The sequence below is a fragment of the Robertmurraya sp. FSL W8-0741 genome, assembly GCF_038004005.1.
Lineage (GTDB): Bacteria > Bacillota > Bacilli > Bacillales > Cytobacillaceae > Robertmurraya > Robertmurraya siralis.
Genome location: NZ_JBBOQG010000001.1, coordinates 1,426,319 through 1,442,807, shown reverse-complemented (window position 1 = coordinate 1,442,807; position 16,489 = coordinate 1,426,319). Strand labels below are relative to the sequence as shown.

At 37.6% G+C, this 16,489-nt stretch carries 15 protein-coding genes; 5 read left to right on the top strand and 10 right to left on the bottom strand.

Annotated elements, in window-relative coordinates; genetic code table 11:
• Window positions 1–46 precede the first annotated feature (46 nt).
• From NST02_RS06970 to NST02_RS06960, 3 genes are all read right to left on the bottom strand, one after another.
• Entirely contained in the window at window positions 47–1,816 is a 1,770-nt protein-coding gene (locus tag NST02_RS06970) for a peptide-binding protein (RefSeq protein ID WP_095314351.1), read from the bottom strand.
• An 84-nt stretch (window positions 1,817–1,900) separates the two neighbouring features.
• The gene (locus NST02_RS06965; RefSeq protein ID WP_095314349.1) at window positions 1,901–2,908 is read right to left on the bottom strand and encodes an ABC transporter ATP-binding protein; all 1,008 of its coding nucleotides are present in this window, start codon (window positions 2,906–2,908) and stop codon (window positions 1,901–1,903) included.
• A 12-nt stretch (window positions 2,909–2,920) separates the two neighbouring features.
• On the bottom strand, window positions 2,921–3,892 hold the full coding sequence (locus NST02_RS06960) for an ABC transporter ATP-binding protein (protein WP_095314347.1): 972 nt from the start codon (window positions 3,890–3,892) through the stop codon (window positions 2,921–2,923).
• Between the two features lie 693 nt (window positions 3,893–4,585).
• Here NST02_RS06960 and NST02_RS06955 point away from each other — a divergent pair.
• Window positions 4,586–5,353, top strand: a complete 768-nt coding sequence (locus NST02_RS06955) for a TraR/DksA C4-type zinc finger protein (RefSeq protein WP_095314345.1) — start codon at window positions 4,586–4,588, stop codon at window positions 5,351–5,353.
• A gap of 274 nt (window positions 5,354–5,627) precedes the next feature.
• On the opposite strand, the gene NST02_RS06950 is transcribed toward NST02_RS06955, so the two are convergent.
• Window positions 5,628–5,912: a sigma-G-dependent sporulation-specific acid-soluble spore protein CsgA gene (locus NST02_RS06950; protein ID WP_235879452.1), complete on the bottom strand. Its 285-nt coding sequence runs from the start codon at window positions 5,910–5,912 to the stop codon at window positions 5,628–5,630.
• A gap of 155 nt (window positions 5,913–6,067) precedes the next feature.
• On the opposite strand from NST02_RS06950, the gene NST02_RS06945 reads away from it, so the two are divergent.
• Window positions 6,068–6,601: a YceI family protein gene (locus NST02_RS06945; protein WP_095314341.1), complete on the top strand. Its 534-nt coding sequence runs from the start codon at window positions 6,068–6,070 to the stop codon at window positions 6,599–6,601.
• Between the two features lie 114 nt (window positions 6,602–6,715).
• Window positions 6,716–7,711 (top strand): potassium channel family protein, encoded by a 996-nt coding sequence (locus tag NST02_RS06940; protein ID WP_095314339.1) that lies wholly within the window; start codon window positions 6,716–6,718, stop codon window positions 7,709–7,711.
• Window positions 7,712–7,713: 2 nt separating this feature from the next.
• Here NST02_RS06940 and NST02_RS06935 read toward each other — a convergent pair whose 3' ends face one another.
• The 4 genes from NST02_RS06935 to NST02_RS06920 form a co-directional block, all read right to left on the bottom strand.
• Complete coding sequence (locus NST02_RS06935) at window positions 7,714–8,112, bottom strand: YugN-like family protein (RefSeq protein ID WP_137743717.1); 399 nt, start codon at window positions 8,110–8,112, stop codon at window positions 7,714–7,716.
• 82 nt (window positions 8,113–8,194) lie between these two features.
• Complete coding sequence (locus NST02_RS06930) at window positions 8,195–9,541, bottom strand: glucose-6-phosphate isomerase (RefSeq protein WP_340948553.1); 1,347 nt, start codon at window positions 9,539–9,541, stop codon at window positions 8,195–8,197.
• Between the two features lie 130 nt (window positions 9,542–9,671).
• Window positions 9,672–10,835, bottom strand: a complete 1,164-nt coding sequence (locus tag NST02_RS06925; protein WP_340948551.1) for an iron-containing alcohol dehydrogenase — start codon at window positions 10,833–10,835, stop codon at window positions 9,672–9,674.
• Between the two features lie 205 nt (window positions 10,836–11,040).
• On the bottom strand, window positions 11,041–12,240 hold the full coding sequence (locus tag NST02_RS06920) for an ornithine--oxo-acid transaminase (RefSeq protein ID WP_137743714.1): 1,200 nt from the start codon (window positions 12,238–12,240) through the stop codon (window positions 11,041–11,043).
• Window positions 12,241–12,439: 199 nt separating this feature from the next.
• Here NST02_RS06920 and NST02_RS06915 point away from each other — a divergent pair, with 199 nt between their 5' ends.
• Window positions 12,440–13,816 carry a sigma-54 interaction domain-containing protein gene (locus NST02_RS06915; RefSeq protein ID WP_137743713.1) on the top strand — a complete coding sequence of 459 codons (1,377 nt, stop codon included), beginning with the start codon at window positions 12,440–12,442 and terminating at the stop codon, window positions 13,814–13,816.
• Window positions 13,817–13,945: 129 nt separating this feature from the next.
• Here the strand turns inward: NST02_RS06915 and yugI are convergent, their stop codons facing one another.
• Window positions 13,946–14,335, bottom strand: a complete 390-nt coding sequence (gene yugI / locus NST02_RS06910; protein WP_095314328.1) for a S1 domain-containing post-transcriptional regulator GSP13 — start codon at window positions 14,333–14,335, stop codon at window positions 13,946–13,948.
• 549 nt (window positions 14,336–14,884) lie between these two features.
• Here yugI and NST02_RS06905 point away from each other — a divergent pair.
• The gene (locus NST02_RS06905; protein ID WP_095314326.1) at window positions 14,885–15,271 is read left to right on the top strand and encodes a hypothetical protein; all 387 of its coding nucleotides are present in this window, start codon (window positions 14,885–14,887) and stop codon (window positions 15,269–15,271) included.
• 208 nt (window positions 15,272–15,479) lie between these two features.
• On the opposite strand, the gene NST02_RS06900 is transcribed toward NST02_RS06905, so the two are convergent.
• The gene (locus tag NST02_RS06900; RefSeq protein ID WP_340948547.1) at window positions 15,480–16,415 is read right to left on the bottom strand and encodes a metallophosphoesterase; all 936 of its coding nucleotides are present in this window, start codon (window positions 16,413–16,415) and stop codon (window positions 15,480–15,482) included.
• Between the last annotated feature and the right edge of the window lie 74 nt (window positions 16,416–16,489).

Sequence of the window (16,489 nt, the reverse complement as noted above, 5' to 3'; positions counted from 1 at the left end):
GTGGCGTCATACCGAACGCTCTTTTCTATATTTCTGCAAAAGCAATTTACTCAGTTACATACCATAGATGTGGATTATTGTGGAATTGATATGGTAAGACGTCAATTCCTTTCATGCGTGAGTTATGTGCCCAAAGGCTGTTTGCGGCATATAAAATTAACGCAGGTAAGTCTTCTCCGAATTCCACTTGCCATTTACTGTAAATTTCTTTGCGATAATCCTGCTCAAAGGCTTCAGGTGGCTTGACTGCCTCTGCTAACAATTTGTCAGCTTCTGGATTATTCCAACGGGAGTAGTTATAAAAATCTTTTGAACCCCATAATCCTTCAGGACTTGGATCGCCACTGCTTAGTGACCAACCAACTAAGTATAGATCCCAATCTTGTGAATTTTTCTCAAGATCTTCGAAATAAGCTGCAGCTTCCTTCGGCTGACGAAGGTCAATGTTTATGCCAACTTCTTCAAGAAACTCTTCGATAATTGGAGCAGAACGCTCACGAATTTGGTTTCCTAATGGGTAGTTAAGATTTAAGACCCATTTTTCACCATTCGGATCTTCGCGGAAACCATCTCCATCTACGTCGACATAACCAGCCTCATCTAAAAGTTGATTTGCTTTATCTTGATCATGTTCATATGCTGGTGGATTTTGATCATCATAAGCCCAGAATTGTGTAGCAATAGGAGAGTTTTGAACAATTCCTCTACCATAAAGCAATCCATCAATAATCGCTTGACGGTCAATAGCATAAGCTATCGCTTGGCGTACTCTTGGATCCTTCAAGTTTTCATTAACAGTCCACTTACTTGGATCTAATGTCATATCTCCAGCCGCACGATGATTATGCATCATTCCCATAATTTGATAACCAAAGTCAGGCTGCTCAATAATTTCTACATTTTGCATTGCTGCAACTGCTTCATAATCTGCTGCTTGGAAGCCATTTGGATCCGCAACAAAATCAATTTCTCCATTTTCCAATAAACCAAGAATAACCGCTTGGTCTACAACCTTCCAAACAACGCTGTCAAGATATGGTTCACCTTGCCAATAATCAGCATTTTTTTCTAAAACATATTGCTCACCTTGTACCATTTCCGTAAATTTGAATGGTCCTGTCCCGATCACTTTTCCTGGCTCACGGGATTCAGGTGCTGCAGGTATATCAGCTACTGGGATATCCTTGAAGATATGCTCAGGAATAATGCTGAAGCTAGCATCTGAAAGAGCAATAACATTTGGCTCAGCAAATTTAAATGTTACAGTATGATCATCCTCTGCTACTACCCCTTGGAATTCATCTGTTTGACCTTCACTATATTCTTTATATCCTAAAAGTCTTGAAGCATATTCAGATGCACGTACCCCACCTGCTTCAATATAATCAGGATCAGACATTGTTTTATAAGTAAAGACGACATCATGTGCCGTAAATGGTTCACCATCATGCCATTTTACATTTTCTTCTAATGTAAAAGTAATTTCAGAATGATCCTCATTATATTTCCATTCTTTCGCAAGATTTGGAACAAACTCCAACGAATTATTTTGCGAAACTAGTCCTTCATACACAAATTCAATAATGTTTGCCTCATAGGCTTCTTCATAGAAAATTGGATTGAAGCTTCCTGACGGCGCAGTATCCATTGCACCGACAACCGTTCCTCCCATTTGAGGACCTGTTTCTTTCTCTTCGTTTTCTTTCTCACCCTCCGTAGAAGTATTATCACTGCCTCCTGAGCAAGCAGCAAGAATACCTAGCATGAGAACAAAGCTAAGTAAAATTAACCAACTTCTTTTAAACTTCAAATTCATTCACCCCTTTTAAATTTTGGAAAATCAACAGACTAGCTTAATCCTAGGGTACACCACCTCCTTATATGGAAAAAGCGATTAAAACTACTGTTCATACAAATGGCAAGCAACATAGTGTCCTTCACTTACATTAATTAGTTCTGGCCGCTCAAGAGCACATCTTTCATGTGCCTTAGGACATCGCGTTCTAAATGCGCAACCGGATGGAGGATTAGAAGGACTTGGAAGATCACCTTTCAAAATAATTTTTTCACGCTTATTGAGCACATCCGTTGAAGGAACTGCTGATAATAAAGCCTCTGTATATGGATGTAAGGGAGTTTCATAGAGATTTTTCTTAGGTGCTATTTCTGCTATTCTCCCAAGATACATAACCGCTACCCGATCACTGATATGTTTAACGACACTTAAATCATGAGCAATAAATAAATAGGTTAAATTAAACTCATCTTGTAGATCAGCCATTAAATTTAATACTTGAGCCTGAATCGATACGTCTAAAGCTGAAACTGGTTCATCGCATATAATAAACTTTGGATTTAATGCCAGCGCTCTAGCAATGCTAATTCTTTGCCTTTGACCTCCTGAAAACTCATGGGGATATTTTAAGCGAGAGTCAGGTCTTAAACCTACCTTCTCTAAAAGGCTAATCGCTTTTTCTCTTCTCTCGTTCTTATTTAAAGATGTTTGTACTAAAAGCGGTTCTTCAATTAGTTCTTGAACATTCATCTTTGGATTAAGGGACGCAAACGGATCCTGAAATACAATTTGCATATCCTTTCTAAACGGACGTAGCTGCCGGTTCGACAATCGAGAAATATCTTCATTTTCAAACAAAATTTGACCTTCGGTTGGTTCCATCAACCGAAGAATTACACGACCTAATGTCGATTTCCCTGAACCCGATTCTCCAACAACCCCTAAAGTTTCGCCTCGTATAATACTTAAAGTAATATCATCGACTGCTTTGACATGTCCAACTGTCCGTTTGAGAACCCCGCCTTTAATCGGAAAGTATTTTTTTAAATTTTTTGCTTCTACTATAAAATCATTTTTTGTCTCTATTTTTAGTTCCTTTTCTATTACTGACACCAGTTAGCCCCCTTATTCATACAGATAGCATCGGACATTATGACCCGACTCAACAGTTACTAGTTCAGGATTTGCCGCTCTACACTTATCCATCACATGTGGGCAACGATCAGAAAATCTGCAGCCAGCCGGAAACTCATGCGCAGCCGGTACCATTCCTTTAATCGCACCTAATCTATCAACCTCTTTTTCAAGGCTTGGCAAACTTTCAAGCAAACCATTTGTATATGGATGCTTCGGATTTAAGAAAAGGTTTTCCACCGTAGTTTGCTCTACGATTTGTCCTCCGTACATGACCATGACCCGATCCGCATACTCAGCAACCACCCCTAAATCGTGAGTTATGAGCAATACAGCCATATTAAATTTCTTCTTCATCGCATCCATAATGTCGAGAATTTGCGCTTGTATTGTTACATCAAGAGCAGTTGTTGGCTCGTCAGCAATCAAAAGCTTAGGATCACATGAGATCGCAATTGCGATCATTGCCCGTTGCCTCATTCCTCCAGAAAGCTGATGCGGGTATTCCTTCATTGTCTCTTCCGCTCGAGGAAATCCAACAAGCTTTAATAAGTCAATCGCCTTTTTATCTGCCTCCGCTTTTGACACCTTCTTATGTCTTATAAGCGTTTCAGTTATTTGATTGCCAATTGTAAAAACGGGGTTTAACGCAGTCATTGGCTCTTGAAAGATCATCCCAATCTCCCTGCCACGAACCTGCGTCATTTGTTTATCCGTAAAATTCACCAAATCTTTACCATCAAATAAAATTTGTCCCTCTTCTATTTTTCCTGGCTTTCCAATCAATTTCATAATGGAGAGAGAAGTTATACTCTTGCCACTCCCCGATTCACCAACAAGGGCAACAGTTTCACCTGAATTTACAGAAAAGTTAACACCATCTACTGCTTTTGCAACTCTTTTTCCTTCTAAATAAAAATAAGTCTTTAGCCCTTTAACATCCAATAACGTTTTTTGTGTCATTAACTGCACCTCAACTTAATATCTTCTCGGTTATTTAGCTTTGGATTATTTGTATCGATTAAACCTTCGCAATGTCGTTCGGTGAGAACAAAAGCAAGTACAATCATTCTTTATCTTTAGGTTTCCTCTACTTGCTACAAGACTTTTGCACTAATTTCACCTCAAAGAGAGGGAGAAAAAATAACTGAATAGCAATGATTAGCAAAAGTATACTATCACGTTTTAATTTTTGCAATATAGGGAAAAATGAAAGTAATTGTAATTTTCGATTAAATTTCGGGCGACGAAGGAATTTTTATTATTTTATTTTTCGGAATAATTAATTTTTACAGCATTGCAAAAGTTTTCTTACAATAGTAAAAAATACGAAAAATGGTTAATTTACATATAATCTCAATTTCATTTCTTTAATTTCTAATAATTTTTACGTTTATCTTTATTCTCCCTTGCAAACATCATATTAACTAATTATTCATTAATATTTATGAAAATTCATTTCATTTTTCTGTAAACTTTTTTTCGAACCATTAATTTTCCTTGTCAGATCATCTTACAAATTCTCTTTTTTATACGATTGATACCCCGCTAATTATTATTGTATTTTTATTCGCTTCTTCATCTTTTGTATGAACATGAATGAATTGAATCATACTAAGATGAAAATAGATCTGCAAGTGAAAGGGTTGCTTATAAATGCTATCAAATGAACAGCTTTTAACATTTAAATCGCAATTGGAACGGCAAAAAAAGGATCTCGAAAATAGATACGAGGCAAATGACCACCTTAATTTACGCGACGGACATTATCATGAATCGGTTGGCGAACTTTCTAGTTACGATAATCATCCCGCTGATGAAGGCTCTGAACTGTATGAACGAGAAAAAGATATCGCACTTAGTGAGCATTACCGAAATGAATTAAGCGACATTTCGAAGGCACTTCAAGCAATCGAGCATGGTACATACGGCAGGTGTGAAATTTGCGGAAAGGAAATTGCCCTGCAGCGTTTGGAAGCATTACCAACCACCACCTATTGCATCGAGCATTCACCTGACCAAATTACCTCCCATGAGCGCCCCATTGAAGAAGGCGTTTTGATGCCACCATTCGGCAAGTTTGACATGGATGAACAAGATGAAACCGTCGCATTCGATGCTGAAGATGCGTGGCAAGAGGTAGAGAGCTGGGGAACTTCTGAAACACCATCCGATTTTGTCAAAGTGGAAGATCATTATAATGATGTTTATGTTGAGTCTGAAGAGAACATCGGCTATGTTGAAGACTATGAGAATTTTGTCGGCAATGATATAGAAGGCAAAAATATCACTGTTTATCCAAATCCGCAGCATGAGCGCTACGAAGAAATGCTAGACGAAGAAGGCATCATGACATCATTTGGAGATTTGCCTGCCTATGAACATGAACCTTATGTTGAGGATAGTGAAAAACGGGACAAGTAACATTGTCCCGTTTTTATGTTTATTACTTTTACACCTTTCCTTGTAATCGAAAACAAGAGGTATATACGTCTTTACTTGATTTTTTCGACTATTATTCGAGAAAGGAGAAAATAGGGAAATTAACAGGAGAGCCCGAATGGAAGATATCTATTCGAACCGTACATGCTTGATAAACTGTTTGTTTGTCCGGATGCTTCCTCTATTCGGACAATAAACGCATAATACTCTTGGTGAATCGCCAAATCTTGCACCCATTCGGACAGAGCAAGCTCCATTAATAGAGCAATTCAAATATTTCATTTAATTGTTCGACTCTTTTTGAATCGTTTACTTCTCTCGCATGATTTATTTCATCTGGCAAAATTTTATTTAAATAGTCAATTTGTTCACTTGTAAGCTCCTGAACAAAGGATTCTTCCGATATAAAATCATTTCGCTTTATCATGGCATAGATTTCTTTACAAAGATCAGAGCGATCTGTGTAATTTGAGAGAATTTCCTTTAAATAGCCGAGCGATTGATTCATACATATATCATTCCTTTCGCAATCTCTCTTCACTAATTAGAATGCTCCTTCTCGGATGAAATCATCGGTTTTTTTATTTCTTATTATTGACAATCATGTTGTTCGCTTATATAATTTATCTTAAGTTAAAATATCTTGAATTTGAGATAAATTGATTTGAGATAATACAAAAAAGGAGAGATTTATCAATGACAAAAACAAAATGGGCATTAGACACTGCACATAGCAGTGTAGACTTTTCAGTAAAACATATGATGTTTGCAAACGTAAAAGGTTCCTTTAATGAATTCGATGCTTCAATTGAGGCCGATCCAGCTGACTTAACAACTGCATCCATCGAATTTACAATCAATACAGCTAGTGTTGATACACGCAATAATGATCGTGATGCACACCTTCGTTCAGCTGATTTCTTTGATGTAGAAAACTTTCCAAAAATGACTTTCAAGGCTACGTCGATTACAAAGACAGATGATGGAGAATATGATGTAACTGGTGACTTAACGATTAAAGAGACAACAAAGCCACAAACGTTTACAGTCACTTACGGAGGAACTGGTAAAGATCCATGGGGAAATGAAAAAGTCGGTTTTGCTGTAGAAGGCAGCATTAATCGTAGTGAATTTGGGCTTACATGGAACGCTGCACTTGAAACTGGCGGTGTTCTTGTAGGAGATAAAATCAAAATTTCATTAGACCTGCAAGCAGCAAAAAGTGAATAAAAGCAAGCGAAACTGTAGATCATTCAGCGATCTACAGTTTTTTGTTTGTTTATCATTGGAAAAAAATGGTCAAACTAAAGATGAAATCACAAAGTTTTGGGGATGAAAAAATTTATGTCACATAATTTTTTTTCGCACTTTATTAGGATGCCTTTCTTTTTACGTCTTCTTTTTATTGCTATATTCGTCCTCCTCACCTTCGGCTTGTTTGCCTATTTATTAGAGCCTGAAACATTCACAACTCTTTTTGATGGAATTTGGTGGGCAATCATTACCGCTTCAACAGTAGGTTATGGAGATTTTGTACCAAAAACGATTTTAGGAAAAATAATAGGAATTTTACTAATTTTATTAGGTGTAGGGTTTGTATCTTCCTATTTTGTTACGTTGGCATCATCTACTGTAAAGCAGCAAAATGACTATATCGAGGGAAAAATAATGTTTAAAGGAAAAGATCATAAAATGATTATCGGTTGGAATGAACGCTCAAAAACAATCATTGAAAAGCTTTTACATAGTGGAAAGAGCGGTTTAATTGTTTTAATCGACCAAACACTTCAATCCAATCCATTTTCTGATTACCATGTTCATTTTATTAAAGGAAGGGCAAATAGTGATCAAATTCTGAAAAAGGCAAATATATATAATGCGAAAAAAGTTCTCATTACAGCAGATCAAAGTAAAGATGAACTTCAAGCAGATATGGATACAATTTTAACCTTATTAGCCATAAAAGGCTTGAATCCAACTGTCTACACAGTAGCTGAAATATTAACCTCTGAACAAGCAGTTAACGCACTTCGTGCGGGGGCAGATGAATTGATTAAAACCAATTTAATCACGAGTACTGTCATGACAAGCTGTCTTCATTCCAGCGAAAAAGTCGATGCTCTCATGATGTTGCTTGAACAATTTAACGGCAGTCGTTTTGTATTTCAATCGCCAACTGCTTTTATCGGAAAAAACTTCATTGAAACAAATGAAAAGCTGCTTAAAGACGGTTCTCTTTTATTCGGGGTTAAAAGAGGGGGAGAAACAATCATTAATCCTCCCCATCCTTTTATTCTTAAAGAAAATGATATTCTTTTGGTCATTTCGGCCACTTCATAAATTTACAGTATGCTTTCAAGCTCTGAAACGAGGAATTGCCCCATTTCAAGGAACTGTCTCGGAAATAGAGCATCCTTATTTTCTGGAGATTGGAATTGATTAATTGTGGCGGTAATATTGCCGACCTCCGCTTCTTCATCAATTCCACCTTCATATTGATGAGAAAGTAAAAAGGGTCTTCCTAATTTGACCGTACAAACGGAAGAATCTAACTGCCCTTCAACAACTTGAAACGGTACTCGTAAAAACTGATAACCTTCCTTATCATCCATCTTATAATCAAAAAAGCCATGATCGTAATCCCAGTTCCCTCCTATCGAGTAGCCGATTGGTTTAAGCAGCCGTTCCAAATCGTCTAGGTGGTATTCTTTTCCTTCAATACTCGAAGGCACCTCGATCATAAAAAAATCCCCCTTCGAAACTTTTTCTTAGTTTCTCCAAGGGGGATTTCGTTTATTTTGTTAATTTTTTCCTTTTTATTGTTTATAATCGTTTCTCAAGCTCTTCTTTCTTTTCCTCAAAGCCAGGTTTACCTAATAAAGCAAACATATTTACCTTATAGGCTTCAACGCCAGGTTGATCAAAAGGGTTCACCCCTAATAAATAGCCGCTCATGGCACATGCTTTCTCAAAAAAGTAAGCAAGGTATCCGAATGAATACTCGTCAAGCTTTGGAATTGTTACCGTTAGATTTGGAACGCCGCCATCGGTATGGGCAAGCAATGTCCCTTCGAATGCTTTATTATTTACAAAATCAACTGTTTTTCCAGCAAGATAGTTGAGTCCATCTAAATCGCTTTCCGCTTCCTCAATCGTAAGCTCATGACGAGGCTCTTCAACTTTGATAATCGTTTCAAACAGATCACGTCGACCTTCTTGAACGTATTGGCCTAGTGAATGTAAATCTGTTGAGAAATTAGCTGATGATGGGAAAATTCCCTTTTGATCTTTCCCTTCGCTCTCGCCGAACAATTGCTTCCACCATTCTGAAAAATATTGTAGCGAAGGCTCATAATTGATCAGCATTTCAATTGTTTTTCCTTTGTTATAAAGAAGATTACGCACTGCCGCATATTGATACGCTTGATTACTTTCAAGCTCAGATGAACTATATTCTTCACGGGCATCTGCAGCACCTTTCATCATGGCATCAATATCGGCTCCACTTACTGCAATTGGAAGTAGCCCGACCGCAGTTAATACTGAATAACGCCCTCCTACATCATCTGGAATAACAAAGGATTCATAGCCTTCTTCTGCAGCCAGCGTTTTTAAGGCTCCACGCGCTTTATCAGTTGTTGCATAAATACGTTTTCTTGCTTCATCAATTCCATATTTTTCTTCAAGTAATTTACGGAAAATACGAAATGCAATCGCAGGCTCTGTTGTTGTTCCAGATTTTGAAATGACATTAATCGAAAAATCTTTTCCATCTAATAGATCCATAACATCTCTCATATAAGTAGAGCTGATGTTGTTACCGACAAAAATAATTTGCGGTGTTTGACGCTTTTCTTTATCAAGGACATTATAAAAACTATGCTTGAGCATATCGATTGCCGCTCTTGCCCCTAAATAAGAACCTCCAATGCCAATAACAAGTAAAACATCTGAATCCGTCTTAATTTTAGCAGCAGATTTTTTAATGCGGGCAAATTCTTCCTTATCATAGTCAACAGGAAGATCAATCCAACCTAAGAAATCATGACCAGCTCCTGTTTTTTCATGCAAAGAATGGTGAGCCACCTTTACTAGATCTCTTAAGTATGTAATTTCATGTTCTCCAAAAAAACTTAGTGCTTTGGAATAATCAAAACGAACTTGTGCCATAGTTGTCCTCCATCTTTAACATATTCATATATACTTTAACGAAAGCGCGCGCGGTTAGCAAGAAATGGTGAGAAAAACACTTCATTTTGAGCTGTTTTTTCACTTTTCTTCCTTATTATATAGCAAGCTTTTATAATGAAGCGCGGTAAATGGCTAAAACATCATCGCGATTGAGCTTCTTAAAGCGACCAAATTCACCGTTGATCATCGCCTTGTCCGTCATTAATTCTAGTTTGCTGTCATCAATATCATAATCAGCTAATCGAGAAGGAGCTCCAATGCTATTCCAGAACTGACGCAGCTTCTCAATACCTTCTAGACCAGCTTCTTCAGCGCTCTTCCCTTCTGGATCTACTCCGAATACGCGAACAGCAAGCTGCTTAAAGCGTTCTGGCTTTACCTTTAAATTATGCTTCATCCAATTTGGAAAAAGGATTGCAAGCCCTCCCCCATGAGGAATATCATAAACAGCGGAAACTGCATGCTCAATATTATGCGTTGCCCAATCTCCTTGATAACCCATTGACAGCATGCCGTTCAGCGCCATTGTCCCGTTATATAAAATCGTTGCGCGCAAATCATAATTTTCAAGATCAGCTAAAAGCTGTGGAGCCGTCTCCATTACAGTAATCAATAAAGATTCGCACATTCTATCCTGCAATAACGTGTTTTCTTGTAGATGGAAATAATGTTCAAATACATGAGACATCATATCAACAATTCCATATATCGTTTGCTCCTTTGGAACCGTATACGTATGAACAGGATCTAATATTGAAAATGTCGGAAAAGTTACTGCGCTTCCCCAGCCATATTTCTCGTTCGTCTCCCAATTTGTAATAACAGAACCCGAATTCATTTCCGAACCAGTTGCCGCAAGGGTTAAAACTGTTCCAAATGGAAGAGCTTCATGAGCAACAGCCTTTTTCGTCACCAGCTCCCACGCATCACCATCGTATTTCGCGCCGGCTGCTATCGCCTTCGTACAATCAATTACACTTCCACCACCGACAGCTAAAATAAATTCGATTCCTTCTGATTTACAAATGTCTACCCCTTTTCTAACTGTAGAGATGCGCGGATTCGGTTCAACACCAGAAAGCTCAAAAATATCTGCTTTAATTTCTTGAAGTAAGTTTATGACTTGAGCGTAAAGTCCGCTTTTTTTAATGCTGCCACCTCCATAAATAAGCAACACTTTTCTACCGTATTTTGGAACTTCCTCTTTCAAATGTACAAGTTGACCCTTACCAAATATAAGCTTTGTTGGGTTCCAATATGTAAAATTTTGCATGTTCATGTCTCCTTTCGTTATCAATAATATTATCTTCCATCTTAGTAGGTAATGCAAAAATTTGTGTTTAAAATTCAAGGAGGAGAATGTTCAAACATACAGACGTTTAATGAAGTACATTCCACCCAAAAAATGATATGCAAAAAATCCTTGCATACTCCTTGCAAGGATTTTTCACAAATATTCCCGTTTTTATTCTACTTCCTTAACTTAACACTTTCGTAATACGTTCAATCGCCCAATCCAAGTCTTCCTCGCTGATGACTAAAGGTGGAGCAAAGCGGATGACAGTATCATGCGTTTCCTTACATAATAAGCCTTCATCCTTTAATTTCTCACAATAAGGACGAGCTTCCTCATGAAGCTCCACTCCAATGAACAATCCTCTTCCACGTACTTCTTTAATAATTGGATTCTCGATTTCCTTTAGCTTACTTTTAAAATATTCACCCAGCTTTAACGATCTTTCAGCCAGGTTTTCTTTGACAAGAACATTTAAAGAAGCAATGGAGACAGCGCAAGCCATCGGATTTCCGCCAAATGTCGAGCCGTGGGAGCCTGGATTGAATACACCAAGAATATCTCTATCAGCGACGACACAAGAGATTGGAAAAACGCCTCCTCCCAGCGCCTTTCCTAAAATATACATATCCGGCTGTACATCTTCCCATTCACAAGCAAACATTTTTCCTGAGCGGGCAAGTCCAGCTTGAATTTCATCAGCAATAAAAAGGACTTCATTTTCTTTACAAAGTTCATATGCCTTTTTCAAAAAGCCTTCGGGCGGAATGACAATCCCAGCTTCCCCTTGTATAGGCTCAATTAGAAAAGCAGCAGTATTGCTCGTAATGGCGTTTTTCAAAGCCTCTAAATCTCCGTATGGGATGAGCTTGATTCCCGGAAGCATTGGACCGAAACCGCGCTTATATTCATCCTCTGAGGACAAGGAAACAGCAGTCATCGTTCTTCCATGGAAATTGCCGATACAGGCAATGATCTCTGCTTCATTTTCGACAACACCTTTCACATCATACGCCCAACGTCGCGCTGCTTTCACCGCCGTTTCTACTGCTTCTGCCCCCGTGTTCATCGGCAAAGCCATTTCCTTCTTTGTTAGCTGACACACCAATTCGTACCAAGGTCCAAGCTGATCATTATGAAATGCACGAGAAGTGAGCGTGACCCTATCAGCTTGTTCTTTTAATGCTTGAATAATTTCTGGATGGCGATGCCCCTGATTAACAGCAGAATAGGCACTGAGCATATCCATATACTTATTCCCCTCAGGATCTTCAACCCATACTCCTTCAGCCTTTGAAACAACGATTGGAAGGGGATGATAATTATTTGCACCGTATTTATCTGTTTTTTCGATTATCGCTTTGGACTTGTCTCCGACGATCATGAATGAACACTCCTTTTTATTATCATTTATAAATACTATCTTAATCTAATGCAAGTTTTATGCCATTATAATATCCTTACGATGGAGACTATTTGGTTATTTTGCACGCAAATTTTTTTTGCTACAATATTCAATTTTGCAAAATTTATTTGCAGTAGATAAAATGAAGAAAAAGAATTGCTGGGAGGGAGGAAGAAAAATGGACCAGAACTATGAAATATATGAAACCGTTCTCGACTCAATCGATATAGGAGTACATGTTATTGATTCAAACGGTAAAACAATTATATACAATAAGAAAATGAGTGAAATCGAAGGGATGAAAATTGAAGATGTAATCGAGAAAAGGCTTCAAGAAGTCTTCTCCTTCCATCAAAACGGAGAAAGCACTTTGCTAAAAGTGTTACAACACAAGAAAAAAATTACCAATATTAGACAATCTTATTTTAATAATAAAGGACAGGAAATCACAACCATTAATAATTCATATCCGATTATGAAGGGCGAGACTTTAATCGGTGCCATGGAAATTGCAAGAGATGTAACGAAAATTGAAAAGTTACTGCAGGATCATATTTTCAATAAAGGCGAAGCAAAAATTACCTTTGAAAGCTTAATTGGTTCTGATAAAGCATTCACCGATGTAATTGAGTCCAGCAAAAGAGCAACACGAACAAATTCAACTATCCTTATCATCGGCGAAACCGGTACAGGCAAGGAGCTCTTTGCTCAAAGTATTCATCAAGGCAGCATTCGGGCATCACGTCCACTGATTACACAAAACTGCGCTGCGATTCCTGAAACCTTAATGGAAGCTATATTATTCGGTACAAGAAAAGGCGCATTTACAGGTGCAGTTGAACGACCTGGACTGTTTGAGCAAGCGGAAGGTGGCACCTTATTATTAGATGAAATTAACTCGCTTGATCTCTCATTGCAAGCAAAGCTATTGAGAGTCATTCAAGAAAAGAAAGTCAGAAGAATCGGTGATACAAAAGATCGGCCGGTTGATGTTCGGATTATTGCCACCATTAACGAAGACCCGATTGATGCAATCACAAATGGCCGGATGAGAAAGGATTTATTTTATCGCCTCAGTGTTGTGTCCTTATTTATTCCCCCTCTGCGGGAAAGAAAAGGCGATATTCCAGAACTTATACAATTCTTCATCCAGAAATATAATCATTTGTTTGGGATGAATATCACTGGGATTGATAAAGCATTATTAGATCATTTTCTTGAATACGATTGGCCTGGAAATGTTCGTGAACTTGAGCATCTCATTGAAGGAGCCATGAATCTTGTGCATGAGGAACAGATGCTAACAGTCTCCCATCTTCCAAACCATATCCGTTACAAGCCTCCCTTTAGAAAGGATGCTGTCACCTATTCAGCAGACTTAAACACATTACAGAAAGGAATCACCCTCGAGCAATTTTTACACGACGCCGAACGTTCTTTTTTAAAAAGGGCGTTAGCACAACACAATGGGAATATTTCACAAACAGCAAAAACACTGGGAATGAGTCGACAAAATCTCCAGTACAGATTGCGAAAAATAAAAAGCGGGAGCTAAACATACAAGATTACGCCGATTTAAACTACTAATGGACAAAAAAAAGCAAGTGAGGATGAAATGGCTATTCATCTTCGCTCGCTTTTTTGAATTGGACTTAGACTTTACAGTCAGTTCTTTTGTACAAATTTAACGTTGAGATTGTTCGATCCACTCTTGAAGTTTATCTTTAAGAGTATTGAAGCCTTGCGGTGCTTCCTCTTGCTTGAATGCTGCAGCTGCTTGGCGACGACGAGGTGCTCTTTTCTCCTTCGGTGCTTCCGTTTGAGCCGGAGCCTCTTGAGTAGCACGGATGGATAAACCAATCTTTCCTGCTTCTTCGTCAATGGAAAGTACTTTTACAGAAACTTCATCTCCTACTTTTAAATGCTCGTTAATATCTTTAACAAAACCGTGAGTAACTTCAGATATATGAACTAGTCCTTGTGTATTTTCATCAATTGCAACAAACGCTCCGTACGGCTGGATTCCCGTTACCTTTCCAGTAACAACACTTCCTACTTCAATCTTTTCAGTCATGTAAACACTCCTAAGTTATGATATATTTTTATACTTTACCCTACTCTATAGGCGATAACCCTATAATTTTAGGGAATTTGCCTTAGAGTACAACCAACCTTAGTAATCATAAACGAGACAAATATTCCGTCCACATATTCTACTTGTCCTTCTTATATAAATGATGATTACTTCCTAAGATTGATATCACTTTATACGCAATATAAAATTATATCATAACATAGTTTTTTTTTCAAAAAAGGGAAAACTGTAACTGTAAGATTTTAATTAACTTTTATTTCATGTTCTCTCAATGCTATTTTAATATCCATTCATTTTATTATTTCTTAAACATCTTATAATCCCACCCTTACACTTTGAACAATATTATTGATAAAACTCATCAACGCTGGCATATAAGAAAGCTTAGCAAAAAATAAATCTGTAAATTAAAGAAACACGATAAGAAAATTTATGATAAACTTATCTAACAAACGGAGTAACGTATCGAATTGTCCGAGTATAGACAATATACTTAGTAGTAGATGATAACAAATAGGAGATGAATATATGCTTAAACGGATTCGAAATAAAATAAATGCCATACAAGAAGCGGAAATGGAGCTAGATAATATTTATACAATCTTACCTCCACCAGGTACCATTATTGGTGAGGCTACAGAAGAGGAAATGGAAAAAGCAGCTGAACTTGAAATAAAACACATGGCTTTTATTAGATTGCAGGACATGAATATCCATTTTGAAGGTGCTTCATATCGAGAATTATTAAGAGATTTTCAGGAATTCGAAACAGAATCAAGTCAATTTTGGAGAGGTGTAGCAAAACGGCTAGCCGTTCCATATGAATGGCCGATTAGAATCGACCATGCAAACGGCCCTATTTATCTGGGGGAACACGAGATAATTGAAGAATTGGAAGAAGAGAGAGCAGATTAATTAATTTTGCATACTTAATGCGCCAACCTATTGGTTGGTGCTTTTTTTTCAAAACATGCTCAGCCATCTTAAAGACGAACAATACGATTGTTGAACATTCAAGAGAGTAATGACTTCAAGTCCTTTGTACTGCAAACGGATAGATAAAACAGACTTGAAGTGCACATTCATGAAATTGACTAACCTATAAACTGACATCAGTATTTGATTATTTTTTCTTTAATGTGAGCACATTTACTTCCGGTGGATTGTAAAATCGAAAATTCAAAAACGAAATTGCATCACTGCTACCTAAACCTGTACTAACATATTGTTGAATTCCATTATAGTTCCACAAGCCCTTGACCCGATCCTGAGGTGGAAAAAAACCGTCCCACAAATAATAAGGCTCGGGGATAAACACAGCACCAATGAACGGCAGGCGAATCTGCCCTCCATGATAATGACCAGCTATCAATAAATCATATGCCCACAAACGTTCCTCTTCTTTTAAGAGATCGATTCTGTCGTCAGGGATGGGGTAATGATTTAAGGCGATGAGCACTTCTGAATCGAAATACTGCTCTAACATCAGCAACCTCTCAATGTAGGGATCGAGCTTTTTATCCTGCTCACTCTGCTCTAATAACGCGATGGAATTTTCAAAATAGGTAAAATATAAGTTGGAGGAACCGACTTTCACTTTTTCAATTGTGTCTAACAATTTTATACCGCGCTCTTCCATTCCCTTAATAAAACGGTCTCTTTCATATACTTCCTTTTCCCCAATGATAAAGCTTTGTGGGTCCGTATTTCCTGGTACGAAATAGGCAATATTCTTCTTTCTTATTCCTTCAATCAAAGTATAAAACGGAGCATAATTGTTGCTTTCTGGTGAAACAAGCATATCTCCGGTAAACACAATCGCGTCATAGTTGATGGAATTAATCATATTTATCAGCTTACTCTGTTCTTTTCCAAAGACTTTTTCATGTAAATCTGTTATTTGCACAATTGTGAAACCTTCCAAGTCTTTAGGAAGCTCTCGAATAGGAATGGACTCCTCTACAACAACAATCCGATTGTTTTCCCAAATTATATATCCGCACATGATCATCAAGATGATCATCATGGCCCATAATTTTTTCCTGAGCAAAGTTTTCATAAAATACAGATGCTCCTTTGTTTCATCTCGACTTTTTATCAATAACTGCAAAAGCTGTTTTTTACCTAATATCA

Excerpts from the sequence above, each read along its gene's own strand:
- NST02_RS06970 (WP_095314351.1), bottom strand. The coding sequence starts at position 1,816 with ATGAATTTGAAGTTTAAAAGAAGTTGGTTAATTTTACTTAGCTTTGTT.
- NST02_RS06960 (WP_095314347.1), bottom strand. The coding sequence starts at position 3,892 with ATGACACAAAAAACGTTATTGGATGTTAAAGGGCTAAAGACTTATTTT.
- NST02_RS06955 (WP_095314345.1), top strand. The coding sequence starts at position 4,586 with ATGCTATCAAATGAACAGCTTTTAACATTTAAATCGCAATTGGAACGG.
- NST02_RS06945 (WP_095314341.1), top strand. The coding sequence starts at position 6,068 with ATGACAAAAACAAAATGGGCATTAGACACTGCACATAGCAGTGTAGAC.
- NST02_RS06940 (WP_095314339.1), top strand. The coding sequence starts at position 6,716 with ATGTCACATAATTTTTTTTCGCACTTTATTAGGATGCCTTTCTTTTTA.
- NST02_RS06935 (WP_137743717.1), bottom strand. The coding sequence starts at position 8,112 with ATGATCGAGGTGCCTTCGAGTATTGAAGGAAAAGAATACCACCTAGAC.
- NST02_RS06930 (WP_340948553.1), bottom strand. The coding sequence starts at position 9,541 with ATGGCACAAGTTCGTTTTGATTATTCCAAAGCACTAAGTTTTTTTGGA.
- NST02_RS06925 (WP_340948551.1), bottom strand. The coding sequence starts at position 10,835 with ATGCAAAATTTTACATATTGGAACCCAACAAAGCTTATATTTGGTAAG.
- NST02_RS06920 (WP_137743714.1), bottom strand. The coding sequence starts at position 12,240 with ATGATCGTCGGAGACAAGTCCAAAGCGATAATCGAAAAAACAGATAAA.
- NST02_RS06915 (WP_137743713.1), top strand. The coding sequence starts at position 12,440 with ATGGACCAGAACTATGAAATATATGAAACCGTTCTCGACTCAATCGAT.
- yugI (WP_095314328.1), bottom strand. The coding sequence starts at position 14,335 with ATGACTGAAAAGATTGAAGTAGGAAGTGTTGTTACTGGAAAGGTAACG.
- NST02_RS06905 (WP_095314326.1), top strand. The coding sequence starts at position 14,885 with ATGCTTAAACGGATTCGAAATAAAATAAATGCCATACAAGAAGCGGAA.
- NST02_RS06900 (WP_340948547.1), bottom strand. The coding sequence starts at position 16,415 with ATGAAAACTTTGCTCAGGAAAAAATTATGGGCCATGATGATCATCTTG.